Genomic DNA, 16020 nt, shown 5'->3' with positions numbered 1-16020 from the left:
GGTGGGGGTGGCGGCAAGGGAATCCGGCTCGCGCTGGTCACGGTCGGGGTGGTCGCCGTCCTGCTCGCGGTCGGTGCCGGTGCATGGGCCTTCATCACCCATCGCCCGGTCGAGGTAAAGACCGCTACGGCCGTGTCGCCCTCTGCCAATACGGAGGCCGGGGCGGTGCTCCAGGCCACCGGGTACGTGACGGCTCGCCGCCAGGCAACTGTCTCCGCGCAGATCACCGGCGCCCTGACCGAAGTGCTGATCGAAGAAGGCGACCGTGTAAAGAAGGGTCAGGTGCTGGCCCGCCTCGAGGACAACGCCCTGCGCGCCAGTCTGGACGCTGCCCGGGCAAGCGCGGCGGCGGCCCATGCCACCGTGGCCCAGACCCAGGCCCAGCTCGACCAGGACTTGCGCGACGCCGACCGCGCCGAGGCGCTCGTCGGGCGCGGCCTGGTATCCAAGCAGGTATCGGAACAGGCCCGCACCCAGGCAAACACCTTTCGCGCGCAGCTCAACACGGCGCGGCGCCAGGCCGACTCCGCCGATGCGCAGGTCCAGGTCGGGCAGGTCAACCTCGACTACACCGTGGTTCGCGCCCCGTTCGATGGGGTGATCACGGACAAGGCGGCCCAGGTCGGCGAGATCATCTCGCCCCTCTCGGCCGGCGGTGGTTTCACGCGGACCGGCGTCGGCACCATCGTCGACATGGATTCGCTTGAGATCGATGTGGACGTCAACGAGGCCTATATCGGCCGCGTGCAGCCGGACATGCCTGCGGAAGCCGTCCTCGACGCTTATCCCGACTGGAAGATTCCCGCCCATGTCATCGCCATCGTGCCGGCCGCCGATCGTGGCAAGGCCACCGTGAAGGTACGCGTCGCGCTGGAGCACAAGGACGGCCGCATCGTCCCCGACATGGGCGTGCGTGTTTCCTTCCTCGAGCGTCGGGCACCGGCCCAGTCCGTGGCGCCAAAGGGGGTCTTCGTTCCCGCCGCGGCCGTCGTGCAGCGCGATGGCCATGACATCGTTTTCGTCATTGCCGACAACACAGCGAAGCGCCGGCCCGTGACTTCCGTGAAGCCGGCCAGCGGCGACATGCGCCTGGTTACCGACGGCGTGACCATGGGCGAAACCGTCGTCGTCGCACCGCCCGAATCCCTCGCCGACGGCACCGCCGTCAGCATCGCTAAAACCTCACCCTGACGCGTCCGGAGACATAACGATGGCTACCCTGATCGACATCCAGGATCTCTCGAAGGTCTATGAGCGCGGCCGGCAGAAGGTCGAGGTGCTGCACGGTGTGAACCTGAAGATCGAGGAGGGTGATTTCCTCGCGCTGATGGGACCATCGGGCTCGGGCAAGACCACCCTGTTGAACCTGATCGGCGGGCTGGATACGCCGACCGGCGGCAGCATCACGGTCGCCGGCGAACGTATCGATCAGCTCGGCTCGGGCGCGCTGGCCAAGTGGCGCGCCGCGCACGTCGGGTTCGTCTTTCAGTTCTACAACCTCATGCCCATGCTTACCGGCCAGCGCAACGTGGAACTGCCCTTGCTGTTGACCAAGCTGTCGGCGGCACAGCGCAAGCAGAACGCGTCCATCGCACTGCAGCTGGTCGGTCTTTCCGATCGTGCCACGCACAAGCCCTCCGAGCTTTCCGGCGGTCAGCAGCAGCGCGTGGCGATCGCGCGCGCCATCGTGTCCGATCCCACGCTGCTGGTCTGCGACGAGCCGACAGGCKATCTGGACCGCCAGTCTGCCGAAGACATCCTCGGGCTGCTGCGTGAGCTCAATCGGGAGCACGGAAAAACCATTGTCATGGTGACCCACGATCCCAAGGCGGCCGAGTACGCCAACCACACGCTGCATCTCGACAAGGGTTCCCTTGTCGAGCAAGCCGTGGCCTGAGCGAGGAATGCCGGCATGAAATACATGCATCTCATCTGGGCAGCGTTGTTCCGGCGCAAGTCCCGCACGTTCCTCACCCTGGTCTCGATCCTCGCCGCCTTCCTTCTGTTCGGCATGCTCGACGCCACGCGTGCGGCTTTCGACTCAGGTGACAGCGTAATCGGTGTGGATCGCCTGATCACCACCTCGCGTTACTCGATCATCCAGTCCCTGCCGGCGAGCCTGCAGACGCGCATGGAGGCCATCCCCGGAGTGAAGTCCGTGGGCTATGCGAACTGGTTCGGTGGCATTTACCAGGACCCGAAGAACTTCGTGCTCAGTTTCGCCGTCAGCGACAACTACCTCGACATCTACCGCGAGATGGAATTGCCGGCGGATCAACGCAAGGCTTTCGAGACGACGCGGACAGGTGCCGTCGTGGGCGAAGCGTTGGCGAAACGTTTCGGCTGGAAGGTAGGCGACAAGATTCCCCTGCAGTCGACGATTTTCCCTCAGCGTAACGGTGACAAGACCTGGCCGTTCGACATCGTCGGCATCTACACGCCAGCCAAGGGCGCCGCCAACGGCACGGACCAGCAATTCTTCTTTCATCACAAGTATTTCGAAGATGCCAACGCGTTCCACAGCGTCGGTACGACGGTGGGCTGGTACGTGGTGAAGCTCACCTCCGCCGACAAGGCGGACAGCGTGGCAAAGGCAATCGATGCCTTGTCGGCCAATTCGGACCATGAAACCAAGACGCAGACGGAACAGGCTTTCAACGCCTCGTTCGCCAAGCAACTCGGCGACATCGGACTTATCGTTTCGGCGATCATGGGCGCGGTGTTCTTCACGCTTATCCTGCTGACCGGAAACACCATGGCGCAGGCCGTACGCGAACGCACGAACGAACTCGCCGTCCTGAAGACCATCGGCTTCTCCAGTCAGAGCGTGCTCGGCATGGTGCTTGCGGAAGGTGTGCTGCTGCTGGTCCTGGGCGGCGTGCTGGGACTGGCGGCTGCCGGAGTCGTGGTGCCTATCGTCACGACGATGAGCGGCGGCGCGCTCAACCTACCGCCCATCGGTGCTTCCACGTGGATCCTCGGTCTCGTGTTGATGGTGGTGATCGGCGCGCTCGTCGGTGCCTTGCCTGCCATCCGTGCGATGCGTCTCAACATCGTCGACGCGCTCGCCGGGCGCTGAGGAATACGACATGAAATCGATGAAGAAACTCGGCTTCGGCCTGTTGATGCTCCTGATCGTCGCCGCTTTCCTCGCGCTGTGGATCGCACTGCCGTGGCAAGGCATCGCGGCGCTGGCGGTGATCCTCGTGCTGTGGATGGCGCTTACCCGACGTGGCCGGCAGACTTGGCAGGTGACCCGTGTGGGACTCGCCACCGTGACCCAGCGACTGGGTTCGTCATCCGTCGTGGTGGTCGGGATTGCCGGTGTCGTCGGTGTACTCGTGGCCATGCTCGCGATGAGCGACGGCTTCGCCGAGACACTCCGCTCCACCGGCAACGACCGCACCGCCATCGTGCTGCGCGGCGGATCGCAGGCGGAGCTCAACTCCATCCTCGATCGCGACAGTGCCAACGTCGTGATGCAGGCGCCGGGCGTAAAAAAGGATGCGCAAGGCAAGCCGATCGCGTCGGGCGAACTCGTGGTCGTCGCCAACCTGCCGCGCAAGGGCGACCCGAACAGCGATTCCAACGTGCCGATTCGTGGCGTGAGTGACGATGTCTGGACGCTCAGGGACCAGGTGAAGATCGTCGAAGGTCGGAAGTTCCGACCCGGCCTGGGTGAGATCATCGTTGGCAAAGGGGCGAAAGCGCAGTTCGACGGTATCGATGTCGGCAAAACCCTCCGCCTTGTCGGGCAGACCTGGACGGTGGTCGGTGTGTTCGAATCCCACGACGCCCTCGAGTCTGAGCTGTGGGCCGATACGCAAAGCGTGGCCTCTGCCTATCGGCGCGGCAGCAGCGTGCAGTCGGTCACGGTCATGCTGGACTCGCCCGCCGCCTTCGACACCTTCAAGGCCAACCTCGTCGCCGATCCGCGGCTCAAGGTGGACGTCAGCACGACACAGGATTACTTCAGCAAGCAATCCGAAGGCCTGACCAAGGTGCTGCGCGCGGTGGGCATTACGGTGGGCGTCATCATGGCCATCGGTGCGATCTTCGGGGCGCTCAATACGATGTTCGCCGCGATCCAGGCACGGGCCCGCGAGATCGCCACGTTGCGTGCCATCGGCTTTCGCGGGGTCCCCGTCGTGGTCTCGGTCATGCTCGAAACGATGATGCTCGCCCTTCTCGGTGGACTCATCGGGGCGGGCGTGGTGTGGCTCGTCTTCAACGGCTATACCACGTCGACGCTTGGCGCCAACTTCAGCCAGGTGGTGTTCCGCTTCCATGTCAGCGGAGAACTGCTGTGGACGGGCATCAAGTGGGCGCTCGCCATCGGGTTCATCGGCGGGCTGTTCCCGGCACTGCGTGCCGCGCGCGTGCCGGTCACCACGGCACTGCGCGAACTCTGAGGCGAACCCCTGCGCGAAGCCCTAAAAGACTTCGCTTCGTTCGTGCAGGCCCGCCTCGCTTTGCTCGATGCAGGCGTGTGCATGCATCAGCCATCGACCGCCGCGGTCGAGGCAGGCGTCGTACTCCAGGTAATCCGCGACGGGCGAGGAGGCGCCCGTCGCTGGCCCCTCCCTAAAGGTCTGGCACGAGGCCACGGCGAGGATGGCGATGCCGAAGAGGGTGCCGCCGCGTGCGCAGCACAGGTACACGCGCCGCGAACACCGCGACGATTTCGGGGTAAGACGGGACATCGGGCGCTCCTGCGACTGAGAACCCGAGCCTAGGTGTCGCTATCGCGGACAAACATCGAATAATTCTGAAAAGTGCCCTACATGGGCCATTTATGCGACGGATTTCACAAACTGCGGCCTTCAGGCCTTGCGCGTACGCATCATTGTGATAATGCCGACGCCCACCAGGATGATGGCCATGCCGGCCAGATCGAAGGGACCGACATGTTCGCCGGCCACGGCGACGCCGAACAGCACAGCCACCGGTGGGTTGACGTAGGCGTAGCTCGTGGCCAGCGCCGGGCGCACTGTTTTCAGCACGTAGAGGTAGGCGCTGAAGGCGACGATGGAGCCGAACACGATGAGGTAGCCCAGGGCGACCGTGGCGCCGACCTGCGGATGAGCGGGGAAACGCTCGCCATGAAGCAGGGCGATGATCGAAAGCGAAACGCTTGCACAGAGCATCTGCGCCGCGGTGTTCATCGGCCCCGACGGCATGTCCTGGCGCTTGGACCACACCGAGCCGAAGGCCCACGCCATGGCGGCACAGATCAGTGCGATCGCACCGAGCGGTGACCCGGACAACCCGGCGCCGAGATTGAGCACGACGACGCCGACGAAACCCAGCATCAGGCCGATCGTTTCTCCACGGGTGGGCCATTCGCGATAAAGGCCGCCGAACACCGCCGCGAACAGCGGCATGCTCGCCACCGCGACCGCGGCGATACCCGAACTCACCGATTGCTCGGCGAAACAGACCAGTCCGTTCCCACCAGCGAGGAGCAAGGTGCCGACGATGGCTGCGTTCTTCCACTGGCGGGCCGTCGGCAACGTGACACCACGCAGGCGCAGCACGGCGAACAGCACCACACCGGCAATGGCGAAGCGGATCGCCGCGAGCATGAAGGGGGGATAGCTCACCAGCGCATAGCGAATGCCGAGATAAGTCGAGCCCCAGATCAGGTACATCGACAGCAATGACAGCGGCACCAGCCAGCGGGGGCTGGCGGCGGCGGGAGCTTCTTGCGCGGTACAGGCGGCGTCGGACATGGGCGATCCAGGGTGAATCCGGAACGATATCGTCGCCGCGGGTGCGGCGGTAGCGAAACGTTCGAAGGTCAGCCTTGAGCGGCGCTCATGGCACGCTCCGTGGCCAGCAGTTGCCGTTTGATTTCCATGCCCCATCGCCAGCCGCCGAGGCTGCCGTCTTCGCGGATGATCCGGTGGCAGGGGACCAGCAGGGCGAGCTTGTTGCTGCCGCAGGCGCGACCGATGGCTCGCGCGGCCTTGGGTACGCCAAGTTTGGCGGCGAGCTCGCCGTAGCTCAGGGTTTCGCCGCGCGGTATCCGCGTCAGCGCATCCCAGACGCGCCACTGGAATGCGGTCGCGGCCACATCGATGGGCGGCATCGCCGGCGTGTCGCCGTCATCCCAACCGAGATCGCGGGCGACGCGAGCGATCACGGCGTCGAGCCATTCGTCGCGACCTTCGTCCACGCGCTCGCGTTCCGCGAGGGGAAATTCATCCGCGAGCCGCGTTTCCAGGGCGGTATCGTCATCGCCGAGCGTGACCGAGCAGATGCCTTTCGCCGTCGTGGCGACCAGCAGGCGGCCGAGTGACGTACCGGTGGTGGTGTAGCGGATCGAGGCGCCCGCGCCGCCTGCACGGTAGCTGGCTGGCGTCATGCCGAGCCGGCGGTCGCTTTCCTCATACACGCGGCTGCCGGAGCCGAAACCGGCCTCATAGACGGCGTCGGTGACCGCGGCACCGTCACGAAGCGCCTCGCGGAGCTGGCCAAAACGGCGCGCGCGGGCGTACTCGGCCGGACTTACCCCGTAACGGCGACGGAAGGCGCGTTGCAGATGGGTGGGGCTGAGCCCTGCGACGGCCGCAAGCGTGGCGAGGTCGCTGGCGCCGTCCTCGCTGTCGAGCGTGGCGCGGGCACGTTCGAGAGCATCGTCGGTGGCGCTGTGCATGAACTGGACCTGGGTTTTCATCGTGGTCTCCACTCGTTGGAGACCAGCGTAGGCGGGGCGAAGCCCCGTCACCATCCGCTTCTTGCGCGCGGTTTTAGTGGTGGACCGGATCGCGCTGGTGGATCACCACGAACTCGCCCTCGAGGACCTTGGGATCGTCGGTGGGGCGCGTGACTGACGGCTGGGCTGCCGCGGGACGGCCACCGCGGGCAAGCTTCCACTGGCGCACGGCCAGGAACACCAGGCCACCGGCCAGCAGGACGCCGATGACGACCACGCCGAACACCAACAGGACGCCGAGCACGGCCAGACCGGCCACGACGGACAAGGCGCGGGCGAGCGGATTTCGCGAGCGGCGAACGGGCGGGAAGACGAAGCGCATTGGTTAAAAATCCGTATGGCACAATGACATGCGTGGTTCCCCTTTACCTTGGGGCAACCCACCCCCACAGACAAGTGCCATGACTCCTAACGCCGATACCCCTCCCCTCTGCCTCCTGGCGGACATTCCCGACGGCAACGCCATCGAGGTCGACGCCGTCGTCAACAGCGAGGTGGAGTCGCTCATGGTCTACCGGCATGGCGATGAGGCTCGCGCCTATTTCAACGTCTGTCCGCACGCGGGCCGGCGGCTCGATTACGCGCCGGGCCGGTTCCTCGTGCGCAACGGGACGATCATCTGCGCGGCGCACGGCGCCACCTTCACGGCCGACACCGGCGACTGCACTGCGGGACCCTGCCGGGGCGATCGCCTGCGTGCGGTACCGGTGACGGTGCTCGATGGCGCGGTGCGGCTGACCTGAGAAATTYCGCGGCTCAGCGGCTGCCMCTAGCGGCTGCCCTTAGCGATACATGAAGTTGATCGTGACCAGGGTCAGGGTCAGCACGATGATCGTCAGGGGCAGGCCGACGCGCAGGAAATCCCGGGCGCGGTAACCGCCCGGGCCGGCCACCATCATGAGTGCCGGATGGCCGGAAGGCAGCAGGAACGTATTCGACGAGGATACGGCCACGATGAGCGCGTAAGCCGAGGGGTTACCCCCGGTGCTCACCGCCACGCTGATGGCGATCGGCACCATCATCACGGTCGCGCCCACGTTCGACATGACCTGCGAGAACATCAGGGTGAGTACGGCGATGGACAGCTGCAGGGTCCACTGCGGCGCATGGCCGAGCACGGCCAGGACTTCCTGGGCGATCCACGAGGCGGTGCCGGTGGAATCCATCGACCAGCCCAGCGGAATCAGGCAGGCCGTGACGAAGATGGTCTTCCAGTTGATGGCCTTATAGGCCTCGTCCATGTTCAGCACGCCGGTGAGAAGCATGCCGACGGCACCGGTCATCATTGCCACGGACAGGTCGAGGTGGGTGAACAGTGCCAGGCACTTCGCCAGCACGAAGAAGAAGACGGCTTGCCAGATCTTGCCGGGACGCGCCTCTTCCTTGGGCACGTCCGTGACCACCACGAAGTCGCGGTCTTCCTCGGCCAGTATCAGGTCGCGCCACTTGCTGTGCAGCACCAGCGTGTCGCCGGCGCGCAGGCTTACCGAGCGGACGTCCTCGCGGAAGACTTCGTCGCCGCGATTCACCGCAAGCACGGAAATACCGAAGCGCTTGCGCAGGCGCAGTTCGCCGACGGTTTGCTTGATGAAGCGCGAGCTCGGCGGTACCACCGCCTCGGAAATACCGGCGCGCGTGGTGTTGAATTGCTCGCCGAGCTGGCGCATGCGCATGGATACGCGGCATAACTGGTTGTTCGCGAACGCATTGATGGCGTCGCGAGGGGCCAGTACGCCGAGCACCGTACCGACCCAGATCATCTGATCGGACGGTGGCGCGACACGGCTCTCGTTGCCGTTCTTGATGGCCAGGATGAGCGGAGCTCCGTGCAACTGCTCCACTTCGCCGATGCTCATGCCGACCAGCGGACTCTCCGCCGTGACGGTGAGTTCGGCGGTTTCACCGACGATGCCATAAGTATCGGCGAAGTAGCTCTCCGTGCGGCCAGGTGTCACCTTGAGGCGATCGTCTTCGCGCTCGGGCAGGAGCTTGCGGGTGAACAGGTAAAAGAACAGCACGCCAACCACGGCCAGTACCAGACCCACCGGGGTCACGCTGAACAGGCCGAACTTCGGGATGGTGTGCGCGCCCGGAGGCAGGTTGCTGTTCGCGCTGGCGATCAGGTCGTTGAGGACGATCAGTGGCGAGTTGGCGATCAGCGTGGTGTTGGTGGCGGTGAGGATGCAGAACGCCATGGGCAACAGCAGGCGCGACATCGGCACGCCCGTACGGGCGGACAGGCGGCTGGTCACGGGAATCATCAGTGCCGCCAGCGCCTGGCTGGGAATGACCGCGCTGAACAGGCTGGTGACGCTGTTCACCACCACCCCCAGTCGCGACTCCACCCCGCGTGCCATGCGCATGACGAAGGCCGCGGTGAGGTTGAGCACGCCGGCGCGGTCGAGGCCCGCGCCCATGATCATGATCGCGATGATCGCGATGACGGCGTTACCGGCGAAGCCGTTGAACACCTGGTCGCCGGGAATCAGGCCGGTCAGGCCGATCGTGACCACGACGAGCAGGGCCACCATATCGGCCCGGATCCACTCCAGAACGAGCATGAGCATGGTGAAGCCCACCAGGCCCAGCACAAGCATCATTTCGGGAGTGAGGGTAAGAGCCACTAGCCGGCTATCCGGATCCGGTCGGTTGGGACGTGCGGTGGCATGGTCTTGCCAGGCGGCGATTGATGCCGCAGGAGTATACGCGTTGGGGGTGGCTCCCGGCTGAAGCGGGCCGTGATACGGCCCGCTTTTCGGGTCCTCAACGACTCAGGTTGCTCAGGGCCAGGTCGATGATCGAATCACCGCGTCCGCTCATTACAGCCTTCAACGCATACAGGCTGAAACCCTTCACCTGCTCGCCGCTGATTTTCGGTGGCATGGACAGTTCGAGGCGATTGCTGACCACGTCAAGAAGGGCAGGGCCGTCGTGCGAAAGCACCTCGGCGACGGCCGAGGGCAGATCACTGGCGCGGGTGACGCGACGGCCGTGGATGCCCATCGCATTCGCCATGGCGGCGAAATCCGGGTTCTTCAGTTCCACGCCGGTTTCCAATAGTCCGGCGGCCTTCATTTCCAGCTCGACGAAGCCCAGGGTGCCGTTATTGAGCACGATCACCTTCACCGGGAGGCCTTGCTGGGCGAGGGTGATGAAGTCACCCATCAGCATGGTGAAGCCGCCGTCGCCTGAGAGCGAGACGACCTGGCGATCCGGATGCGACGCCTGTGCGCCGATGGCCTGAGGCATGGCGTTGGCCATCGAGCCGTGCACGAAGGACCCCAGCAGACGGCGCTTGCCGTTCATGCGCAGGTAGCGCGCGGCCCACACGGTGGGCGTGCCGACGTCCACAGTGAAGATCGCGTCCTCTTCCGCCAGCTCGCTGACCAGGCGCGTGAGCTGTTGCGGATGGATCAGGTCGTGGCCGGGTTCGATCACGGCGAGTTCGTCCAGATCCTGGCGAGCGCGTGTGTAATGCGCGAGGCAGCGATCGAGATGCCCGCTCACGCGCTTGGGTTCGATGCGGGGAAGCAGGGCGCGGATCGTTTCGGCCACGTCGCCGACGACGCCGAGGTCGACGCGGCATCGCCGACCGATATTGCCGGGGCGCAGATCCACCTGGGCAATCTTTGCGTCCTCCGGATAGAACTGCCGGTACGGGAAGTCGGTGCCAAGCATGAGGAGAGTGTCGCAGTCTTCCATCGCGTAGTAGCCGGAGCTGAAACCGATCAGGCCCGTCATGCCGACGTCGAACGGGTTGTCGTACTCGACGTATTCCTTGCCGCCGAGCGCATGCACGATCGGCGACTTCAGGGCATCGGCCAGGGCGATCAGGTCGTCGTGGGCGCCCGCGGTGCCGCGGCCACAAAGCAGGGTGATGCGCTTGCCTGCGTTGAGCAGGGCGGCGAGGGCATCGAGTTCGCGCTCGGCCGGAATCACCTTGGGCTTGGGCGGTAACAGCCCAGCGGCTGGCGTGACCGCCTTCACGAGTGCCTTGCGCATCGCCACGTCGCCGGGAATCACCACCACGGCCACGCCACGCTGGCCCACCGCGGCGCGGATGGCCGAGTCGAGCACATGGGGCATCTGCGCGGGATCGGACACCATCTCGCAGTACACGCTGCATTCCCGAAACAGCTCGGTCGGATGGGTTTCCTGGAAATAGCCGCTACCGATCTCGGCGCTCGGAATATGTGCGGCGATAGCCAGCACGGGAGTGCGCGAGCGGTTGCAGTCGAACAAGCCGTTGATCAGGTGCAGGTTGCCAGGGCCGCAGCTGCCGGCGCAGACCGCGAGTTCGCCGGTCAACTGGGATTCGCCACCGGCAGCAAACGCGGCGGCCTCTTCATTGCGCACATGCACCCAATCGATGCGGTTGCGTTCGCGCAGGGAATCGGTAATGGCGTTGAGGCTGTCGCCGACCAGGCCGTAAATGCGGCGGACGCCGGCTTCTTCGAGGGTTTCCGCAATCAGATCGGCGACGCTTGAAATGGACATCGGGTGGACTCCGTAAGCACGAAGCCCCCCTTATGCCAGCTAACCGGTCAAGGTGTCGTGGTCAAACCGCGCCATTCGTACAAATAATCCCAGACGCCATGGCCGAGCCGCGTGCCGCGACGCTCGAAGTGGGTCTCGATGCGCCACGCGGGGCGCTCGGCGCTCACGCCCGGGCCGACGCGGTTATGCCAGCCTTCGGCGGCTTCCATCGTCTCGCGCATGTGTTCCGCATACGCCTCCCAGTCGGTGGCCAGGTGGAGCAGGCCGCCCGGGGCCATGCGTGAGGCCAACAGCTGGACGAAGGCCGGCTGGACCAGCCGGCGCTTGTTATGGCGCTTCTTGTGCCAGGGATCGGGAAACCAGATGCGGACTTCGGACAGGCTGCCCGCGGGGATCTCGTGCTCGAGGACCTCGACGGCATCGTGCTTGTAGACGCGCACGTTGCTTGCCTCGCGGGCGGCGAGCGCGTTCATCAGGCGGCCGACACCCGGGCTGTGCACTTCCACGCCGATATAGTCGCGAGCCAGATCATGCTCACTGGCCCAGGCGAGCGCCTCCCCGTTGCCGAAGCCGATTTCAAGCACACGCGGCGCCTCGCGGCCGAACGTCGCGCCGAGATCGCGTTCGCTTGCGTGGTAGTCGAGGCCGAAACGGGACCAGTGATCGTCGAAGGCGCGTTGCTGCGCCGTCGTCATCCGGCCTTCGCGCAGCACGAAGCTGCGAATACGGCGGAGGTAGGGCGCGTCGCCCGTGGTGTCGTCGTCGTGCGTCATGTCAGCCGACCAGTCCGTCGATGGGGCTCGACGCCGAGGCGAAGCGCTTGCGTGGAATGCGGCCCGCGCGGAACGCGGCGCGACCGGCTTCCACGGCAAGCTTCATGGCATGCGCCATCAGCACCGGATTTTTCGCGCCGGCGATCGCCGTGTTCATCAGCACGCCGTCGCAACCCAGTTCCATCGCGATGGCGGCGTCCGACGCGGTACCGACGCCGGCATCCACGATGACCGGCACCTTGGCGTTCTCGATGATCTCGAGCAGGTTGTAGCGGTTCTGGATGCCAAGCCCCGAGCCGATCGGCGCAGCCAGCGGCATGATCGCCGCGCAGCCGATGGCTTCGAGGCGGCGCGCGAGGATCGGATCGTCCGAGGTGTAGACCATGACATCGAAGCCATCCGCGACCAGCTTTTCGGCGGCGACCAGTGTCTGCACCACGTCGGGGTAAAGCGTGCGCTCGTCGCCGAGCACTTCGAGCTTGACCAGATTGTGGCCGTCCAGAAGTTCGCGGGCGAGTCGGCAGGTGCGGACGGCGTCGTCGGCGGTGTAGCAGCCGGCGGTGTTCGGCAGCAGGGTGAAGCGATCCGGCGGCAGCGCGTCGAGCAGGTTGGGCTGGCTCGCGTCCTGGCCGATGTTCACCCGGCGGATGGCAAGGGTGACGATCTGCGCGCCAGCGGCTTCCGTCGCCCGACGGGTCTCGTCGAAATCCTTGTACTTGCCTGTGCCCGTGAGCAGGCGCGAGTAGAACGTGCGTCCGGCAACAGTGAGCAGGTCGTCGCCAGCGGGGGAGTAGTGGTTCATGCGGGGTCTTCCGTCGGTGGGCGCGGCTCAGCCGCCGCCAATGGCATGGACGATCTCGACCCGGTCGCCGTCGGCGAGCAGGTGGGCAGCGTGCTCGCTGCGCGGCACGATCTCGAGGTTCACTTCCACGGCCACGCGCTTACCGGCATAGCCGGCGGCATCGAGCAGGGACGACACGGTTGTGCCAGGCGCGCAATCACGCGCATCGCCATTGAGGGTGATATGCATCCGCCGATTGTAACGGGCGGCCGTAGCCGCCGCGAACAGGAGGTCTCAGCGGCCGTGCCCGTAACCGTAGCCGCCGCCGTTGTTACCACCGCTGCGGAGGGGTATGCCCGTGCCGGGTTGGTTGCCGGTGCCCATGCCGGTTCCGGGCTGGGAGGGGCGATTGGCGTTCACGCCGGTGTTGACGGGAATCGGCTGGGGATAGGCATTCCAGCCGTTGTTGCCGTTGCGGTTCGAGTCGCGGTCCTGCCTGGGTGGCGGAGCGACCTTGACCATCGGCTTGCCGGTCGGCGGCTTGGGCTTCAAGACGACGGAACTCGAGTTGCCGGGCGGCTGGTAGCCGTTGCCGCCGTGGCCGCCACCATTGCCGGGGTAGCCGCCATTCCCTGGGTAGCCGCCGTTGCCGGGATAGCCGCCGTGGTCGTGGTCATGACCGTGGCCGTATCCGTTGCCGCCGCCGTTGCCAGGGTAATTGCCATTTCCGGGGTAGTTGCCGTAGCCGCCCGAATAATAGCCACCACCGTTGGTGTTGGCGGTCTGGTTGTCATAGCCGCCGTTGCCATAGGCCCCGCCCTGGCTGTCATAGCCACCACCCGAAACCTGGCCGTTCACATAAAGCCGGGCGGGCTGGGGCAGGGTCCCGGTGCTCACGGTTTCCCGGCGCTCCGGCGTCGAGGGGCCGGAGATATAGCTGACACCGGGCTTGGGCATATCGGCGGTGGACACCGTTCGGGACTGGGCCGAGGTCGCACCGGCCGCGCCCAAAGCCAGCGCTGCGGTGATGGAAAGCGAGAGCAATCGACGCATGGCCCGGACCTCGTAAGAATTCCCTGGCACGATTATGCGCTTGCCGCCGAGGGCCGGCGGGGCGCCTCCCCGGAGCGTTCAGCCGGGCGCCACCTTTCCCCTCACCGCGCTGACGTATTACCATCCCCTGACGACGCGGGTGTAGCTCAATGGTAGAGCTGTAGCTTCCCAAGCTACTGACGAGGGTTCGATTCCCTTCACCCGCTCCATAACCTGCTGTAGCCCTTGGGGCGCAACGGTTGCAGGCAATTAGCGATACCCGGAAACGGCCTTCGAATAGGTATCGTTTTGGGTATCGCCTCATGCCAAAGCCCCTCTTTCTCCATCGCCCCGCCGGACTCTACGTCCGCTTCCGTGTGCCTGCTGACCTGCTTGGCGTCGTCGGCTCCCGCTTCCTCGTCCGCCCTCTGAAGATGGTCAAAGGTGACCACGCCCGGGGGCTCTGCTGGAAAAATCTGGCAGCCGGTCCCTCCGGGATGTATTGATGCGGTTGCATTGAAGGAAGGGACAACATGGACCCGATTGCATTCCTCAAAGACAACTGGCCGCTGGTTGTAGCCAACCCGTGGCCATTCATCAGTGTGGCTGCCATCTGCCTCGTCGCCGGATTCGCGTTCGGGCGCTGGGTTGGCAAGTTTGAGAAAGGTCGGGAGCCGAAGACGGCAGGCAATGACCATGTTGCGTCGGCTGCTTTGCCGCAGTCGTTCGAGTACCCGACTACCGGCGGTGCTGGCCGGAACGTTCTTGCGCCGGAAACCATCGCGGTGTTTGGCAGCAAGACCTATGCCTTCGCGGCAAGGATTCCGGCGGGCAAAAAACTGCGGGTCCGCGTGCGGGGTCAGTTCCTCGGAGACAACGCCCAGCCGGGCGGATGGGGCATGAGCGTTTCTAACAGTGCAGGGTGGCGGTATGACCCCTACGACTTCCCCACCCACACGCAGTGGTACAGCGCGGGGCCTGGCGAGGCTGACCTCGACATCCAGTTTTTCCGTGCCGGGAAAGTCACCATTGAAGGGTTTGAGGACGCCGGCCACGCACCCGCCTGGACGAGAAAACTACGGGTCGAATAGCGCGTTACTGTTGAACAGACGTCCAGATGACAGGGAAGCGGGAACCAGACGCGATGTTGTCAGCCCTGAAGACCCAAAGGTGTCAACGCGGCAATTGCATCGGTCAAACCACCGAAAAGAGCGGGGCAGGGCCCCGCCCGTCTTCTCACCTTGTCATCGAAGGTCCGGCCGCTTGCTGGACGTCCGGCGCCACCTGCTGCGGGACCTGCTGCTGGGTCTGTGCCTGCTCTCGCTGCTGGGCGCTGTTTTGCACATGCGCCAATGATTCCTGGCTGCTTTGGGCCAGTGGTGTCTGGACCGCCTGCATGACGTCGACTTCCACGAACTTCTTGAAGGGGGAGTTGAGCTCGCCCTGGATGGCATAGCCACGGTTGGCGTCGTCCGACAACGCGACATGGTCAATGCGGTTGAAGCCGGCAGCTGTAGCAGCCGAAGTCAGGGAGCCCGCGAAGTTTTGCGTGTGCGGTCCCGGCGCGCGGCCCTGCTCCTGGTCAATTCTTGCCACACAGGTGTGGGCTTGCTCGTAAATCCCGTGGGCCGGATGGCGGGCATCGAGCAGGGTGGGGACATTTTGTTGGGAGGTCGCCTGCAGGTGGCCCTTCGCCTCACCGATGGCGGCCATCGTCGCCGGTCCTGCCACCCCGTCCGGTTTCAACCCGTGCGCTGTCTGGAAGGCTTCCACGGCTTCTTTGGTGTGTGGCCCGAAGTGCTTGTCCGGATGGATGGTGCTGCCGTCTCGCGCCGTGATGCCGAGGGCGGCGAGGTCCGTCTGGAGCGTACCGACGGCGGCGCCACGGTCTTTTTCCCGCAAGACACCGGGGTGGGCGTGGCCTGACGACGCTTGAGCGGGCGCGGCGTGGTTGGCCGGATGAGAGGCCTTCAGGGCAGCCACCTGTTCTTCCGTCATCACGGGCGTCGGCGTGACGGTCCCGGCTTTCCATGACTCAAAGTGGGCGATGCCGTCGAGCAGGGCACTCGTTTCGGCCGCTGTCATGTCCTTGACCTTCTTGCCGTGCAGGTCCTGGCCTTCTGCAGCTGCGACCTTGTAGATGTCGTTGGCCTGTGCCTCGTAGTGCACCGGGCCACTGTAATCGGGTTTCGAATAGTCCCGGATAAGCTCGTCGACAG

General features: G+C 65.2%; 17 protein-coding genes and 1 tRNA gene. 7 read left to right on the top strand and 11 right to left on the bottom strand.

The annotated features are described in order from the left end of the window. The 4 genes from AC1DSN_RS08500 to AC1DSN_RS08485 all read left to right on the top strand — a co-directional run. On the top strand, nt 1-1191 hold a 1191-nt coding region (locus AC1DSN_RS08500), incomplete at its 5' end, for an efflux RND transporter periplasmic adaptor subunit (RefSeq protein WP_477330301.1). A 19-nt stretch (nt 1192-1210) separates the two neighbouring features. Then, on the top strand, nt 1211-1897 hold the full coding sequence (locus AC1DSN_RS08495; RefSeq protein WP_477330299.1) for an ABC transporter ATP-binding protein: 687 nt from the start codon (nt 1211-1213) through the stop codon (nt 1895-1897). A 15-nt stretch (nt 1898-1912) separates the two neighbouring features. Next, nucleotides 1913-3079, top strand: coding sequence for an ABC transporter permease (locus AC1DSN_RS08490; RefSeq protein WP_063572926.1), 1167 nt, complete (start codon nt 1913-1915; stop codon nt 3077-3079). A gap of 10 nt (nt 3080-3089) precedes the next feature. Beyond that, nucleotides 3090-4412, top strand: coding sequence for an ABC transporter permease (locus AC1DSN_RS08485; protein WP_477294969.1), 1323 nt, complete (start codon nt 3090-3092; stop codon nt 4410-4412). A gap of 21 nt (nt 4413-4433) precedes the next feature. On the opposite strand, the gene AC1DSN_RS08480 is transcribed toward AC1DSN_RS08485, so the two are convergent. The 4 genes from AC1DSN_RS08480 to AC1DSN_RS08465 all read right to left on the bottom strand — a co-directional run bounded on the left by AC1DSN_RS08480 (nt 4434) and on the right by AC1DSN_RS08465 (nt 7040). After that, nucleotides 4434-4703, bottom strand: a complete 270-nt coding sequence (locus AC1DSN_RS08480) for a hypothetical protein (RefSeq protein ID WP_477294967.1) — start codon at nt 4701-4703, stop codon at nt 4434-4436. 120 nt (nt 4704-4823) lie between these two features. Next, a complete protein-coding gene (gene yedA, locus AC1DSN_RS08475) occupies nt 4824-5732 on the bottom strand; it encodes a drug/metabolite exporter YedA (RefSeq protein WP_063572923.1) in 909 nt (302 codons plus the stop codon). Between the two features lie 68 nt (nt 5733-5800). Beyond that, nucleotides 5801-6679, bottom strand: a complete 879-nt coding sequence (locus tag AC1DSN_RS08470; protein ID WP_477294965.1) for a methylated-DNA--[protein]-cysteine S-methyltransferase — start codon at nt 6677-6679, stop codon at nt 5801-5803. Between the two features lie 73 nt (nt 6680-6752). Further along, complete coding sequence (locus tag AC1DSN_RS08465) at nt 6753-7040, bottom strand: hypothetical protein (protein ID WP_063574385.1); 288 nt, start codon at nt 7038-7040, stop codon at nt 6753-6755. 79 nt (nt 7041-7119) lie between these two features. Here AC1DSN_RS08465 and AC1DSN_RS08460 point away from each other — a divergent pair, with 79 nt between their 5' ends. Further along, complete coding sequence (locus AC1DSN_RS08460; RefSeq protein WP_477294963.1) at nt 7120-7461, top strand: Rieske (2Fe-2S) protein; 342 nt, start codon at nt 7120-7122, stop codon at nt 7459-7461. Nucleotides 7462-7500: 39 nt separating this feature from the next. On the opposite strand, the gene AC1DSN_RS08455 is transcribed toward AC1DSN_RS08460, so the two are convergent. The 6 genes from AC1DSN_RS08455 to AC1DSN_RS08430 form a co-directional block, all read right to left on the bottom strand. Beyond that, nucleotides 7501-9318 carry an SLC13 family permease gene (locus tag AC1DSN_RS08455; RefSeq protein ID WP_063571199.1) on the bottom strand — a complete coding sequence of 606 codons (1818 nt, stop codon included), beginning with the start codon at nt 9316-9318 and terminating at the stop codon, nt 7501-7503. Between the two features lie 163 nt (nt 9319-9481). Beyond that, nucleotides 9482-11215 (bottom strand): ubiquinone-dependent pyruvate dehydrogenase, encoded by a 1734-nt coding sequence (gene poxB, locus AC1DSN_RS08450; RefSeq protein WP_477294961.1) that lies wholly within the window; start codon nt 11213-11215, stop codon nt 9482-9484. A 47-nt stretch (nt 11216-11262) separates the two neighbouring features. Next, entirely contained in the window at nt 11263-11988 is a 726-nt protein-coding gene (gene trmB, locus AC1DSN_RS08445) for a tRNA (guanosine(46)-N7)-methyltransferase TrmB (RefSeq protein ID WP_477294959.1), read from the bottom strand. Between the two features lies 1 nt (nt 11989). After that, on the bottom strand, nt 11990-12790 hold the full coding sequence (locus AC1DSN_RS08440; protein ID WP_477294957.1) for a thiazole synthase: 801 nt from the start codon (nt 12788-12790) through the stop codon (nt 11990-11992). Nucleotides 12791-12817: 27 nt separating this feature from the next. Continuing rightward, nucleotides 12818-13018 carry a sulfur carrier protein ThiS gene (gene thiS / locus AC1DSN_RS08435; RefSeq protein ID WP_477294955.1) on the bottom strand — a complete coding sequence of 67 codons (201 nt, stop codon included), beginning with the start codon at nt 13016-13018 and terminating at the stop codon, nt 12818-12820. 45 nt (nt 13019-13063) lie between these two features. Further along, complete coding sequence (locus tag AC1DSN_RS08430) at nt 13064-13822, bottom strand: hypothetical protein (RefSeq protein WP_477294953.1); 759 nt, start codon at nt 13820-13822, stop codon at nt 13064-13066. Nucleotides 13823-13957: 135 nt separating this feature from the next. Between AC1DSN_RS08430 and AC1DSN_RS08425 the strand changes: the two genes are divergently transcribed. Both AC1DSN_RS08425 and AC1DSN_RS08420 read left to right on the top strand, forming a co-directional pair. After that, nucleotides 13958-14031, top strand: a tRNA-Gly gene (locus AC1DSN_RS08425). A gap of 303 nt (nt 14032-14334) precedes the next feature. After that, nucleotides 14335-14892, top strand: coding sequence for a hypothetical protein (locus AC1DSN_RS08420; protein WP_477294951.1), 558 nt, complete (start codon nt 14335-14337; stop codon nt 14890-14892). 145 nt (nt 14893-15037) lie between these two features. On the opposite strand, the gene AC1DSN_RS08415 is transcribed toward AC1DSN_RS08420, so the two are convergent. Further along, a partial coding sequence (locus AC1DSN_RS08415; RefSeq protein ID WP_477330297.1) for an XVIPCD domain-containing protein occupies nt 15038-16020 on the bottom strand: 983 nt, incomplete at its 5' end.

The sequence above is a fragment of the Luteibacter sp. P4_D7_3 genome (assembly GCF_056401735.1).
Note: the sequence above shows the minus strand (reverse complement) of the source record. Positions and strands in the feature narration are given on the sequence as shown.

What these genes read in the sequence shown, in the direction of transcription:
- AC1DSN_RS08490 (WP_063572926.1), top strand. Translation starts at nt 1,913, where the DNA reads ATGAAATACATGCATCTCATCTGGGCAGCGTTGTTCCGGCGCAAGTCC.
- AC1DSN_RS08485 (WP_477294969.1), top strand. Translation starts at nt 3,090, where the DNA reads ATGAAATCGATGAAGAAACTCGGCTTCGGCCTGTTGATGCTCCTGATC.
- AC1DSN_RS08480 (WP_477294967.1), bottom strand. Translation starts at nt 4,703, where the DNA reads ATGTCCCGTCTTACCCCGAAATCGTCGCGGTGTTCGCGGCGCGTGTAC.
- yedA (WP_063572923.1), bottom strand. Translation starts at nt 5,732, where the DNA reads ATGTCCGACGCCGCCTGTACCGCGCAAGAAGCTCCCGCCGCCGCCAGC.
- AC1DSN_RS08470 (WP_477294965.1), bottom strand. Translation starts at nt 6,679, where the DNA reads ATGAAAACCCAGGTCCAGTTCATGCACAGCGCCACCGACGATGCTCTC.
- AC1DSN_RS08465 (WP_063574385.1), bottom strand. Translation starts at nt 7,040, where the DNA reads ATGCGCTTCGTCTTCCCGCCCGTTCGCCGCTCGCGAAATCCGCTCGCC.
- AC1DSN_RS08460 (WP_477294963.1), top strand. Translation starts at nt 7,120, where the DNA reads ATGACTCCTAACGCCGATACCCCTCCCCTCTGCCTCCTGGCGGACATT.
- AC1DSN_RS08455 (WP_063571199.1), bottom strand. Translation starts at nt 9,318, where the DNA reads ATGATGCTTGTGCTGGGCCTGGTGGGCTTCACCATGCTCATGCTCGTT.
- poxB (WP_477294961.1), bottom strand. Translation starts at nt 11,215, where the DNA reads ATGTCCATTTCAAGCGTCGCCGATCTGATTGCGGAAACCCTCGAAGAA.
- trmB (WP_477294959.1), bottom strand. Translation starts at nt 11,988, where the DNA reads ATGACGCACGACGACGACACCACGGGCGACGCGCCCTACCTCCGCCGT.
- AC1DSN_RS08440 (WP_477294957.1), bottom strand. Translation starts at nt 12,790, where the DNA reads ATGAACCACTACTCCCCCGCTGGCGACGACCTGCTCACTGTTGCCGGA.
- thiS (WP_477294955.1), bottom strand. Translation starts at nt 13,018, where the DNA reads ATGCATATCACCCTCAATGGCGATGCGCGTGATTGCGCGCCTGGCACA.
- AC1DSN_RS08430 (WP_477294953.1), bottom strand. Translation starts at nt 13,822, where the DNA reads ATGCGTCGATTGCTCTCGCTTTCCATCACCGCAGCGCTGGCTTTGGGC.
- AC1DSN_RS08420 (WP_477294951.1), top strand. Translation starts at nt 14,335, where the DNA reads ATGGACCCGATTGCATTCCTCAAAGACAACTGGCCGCTGGTTGTAGCC.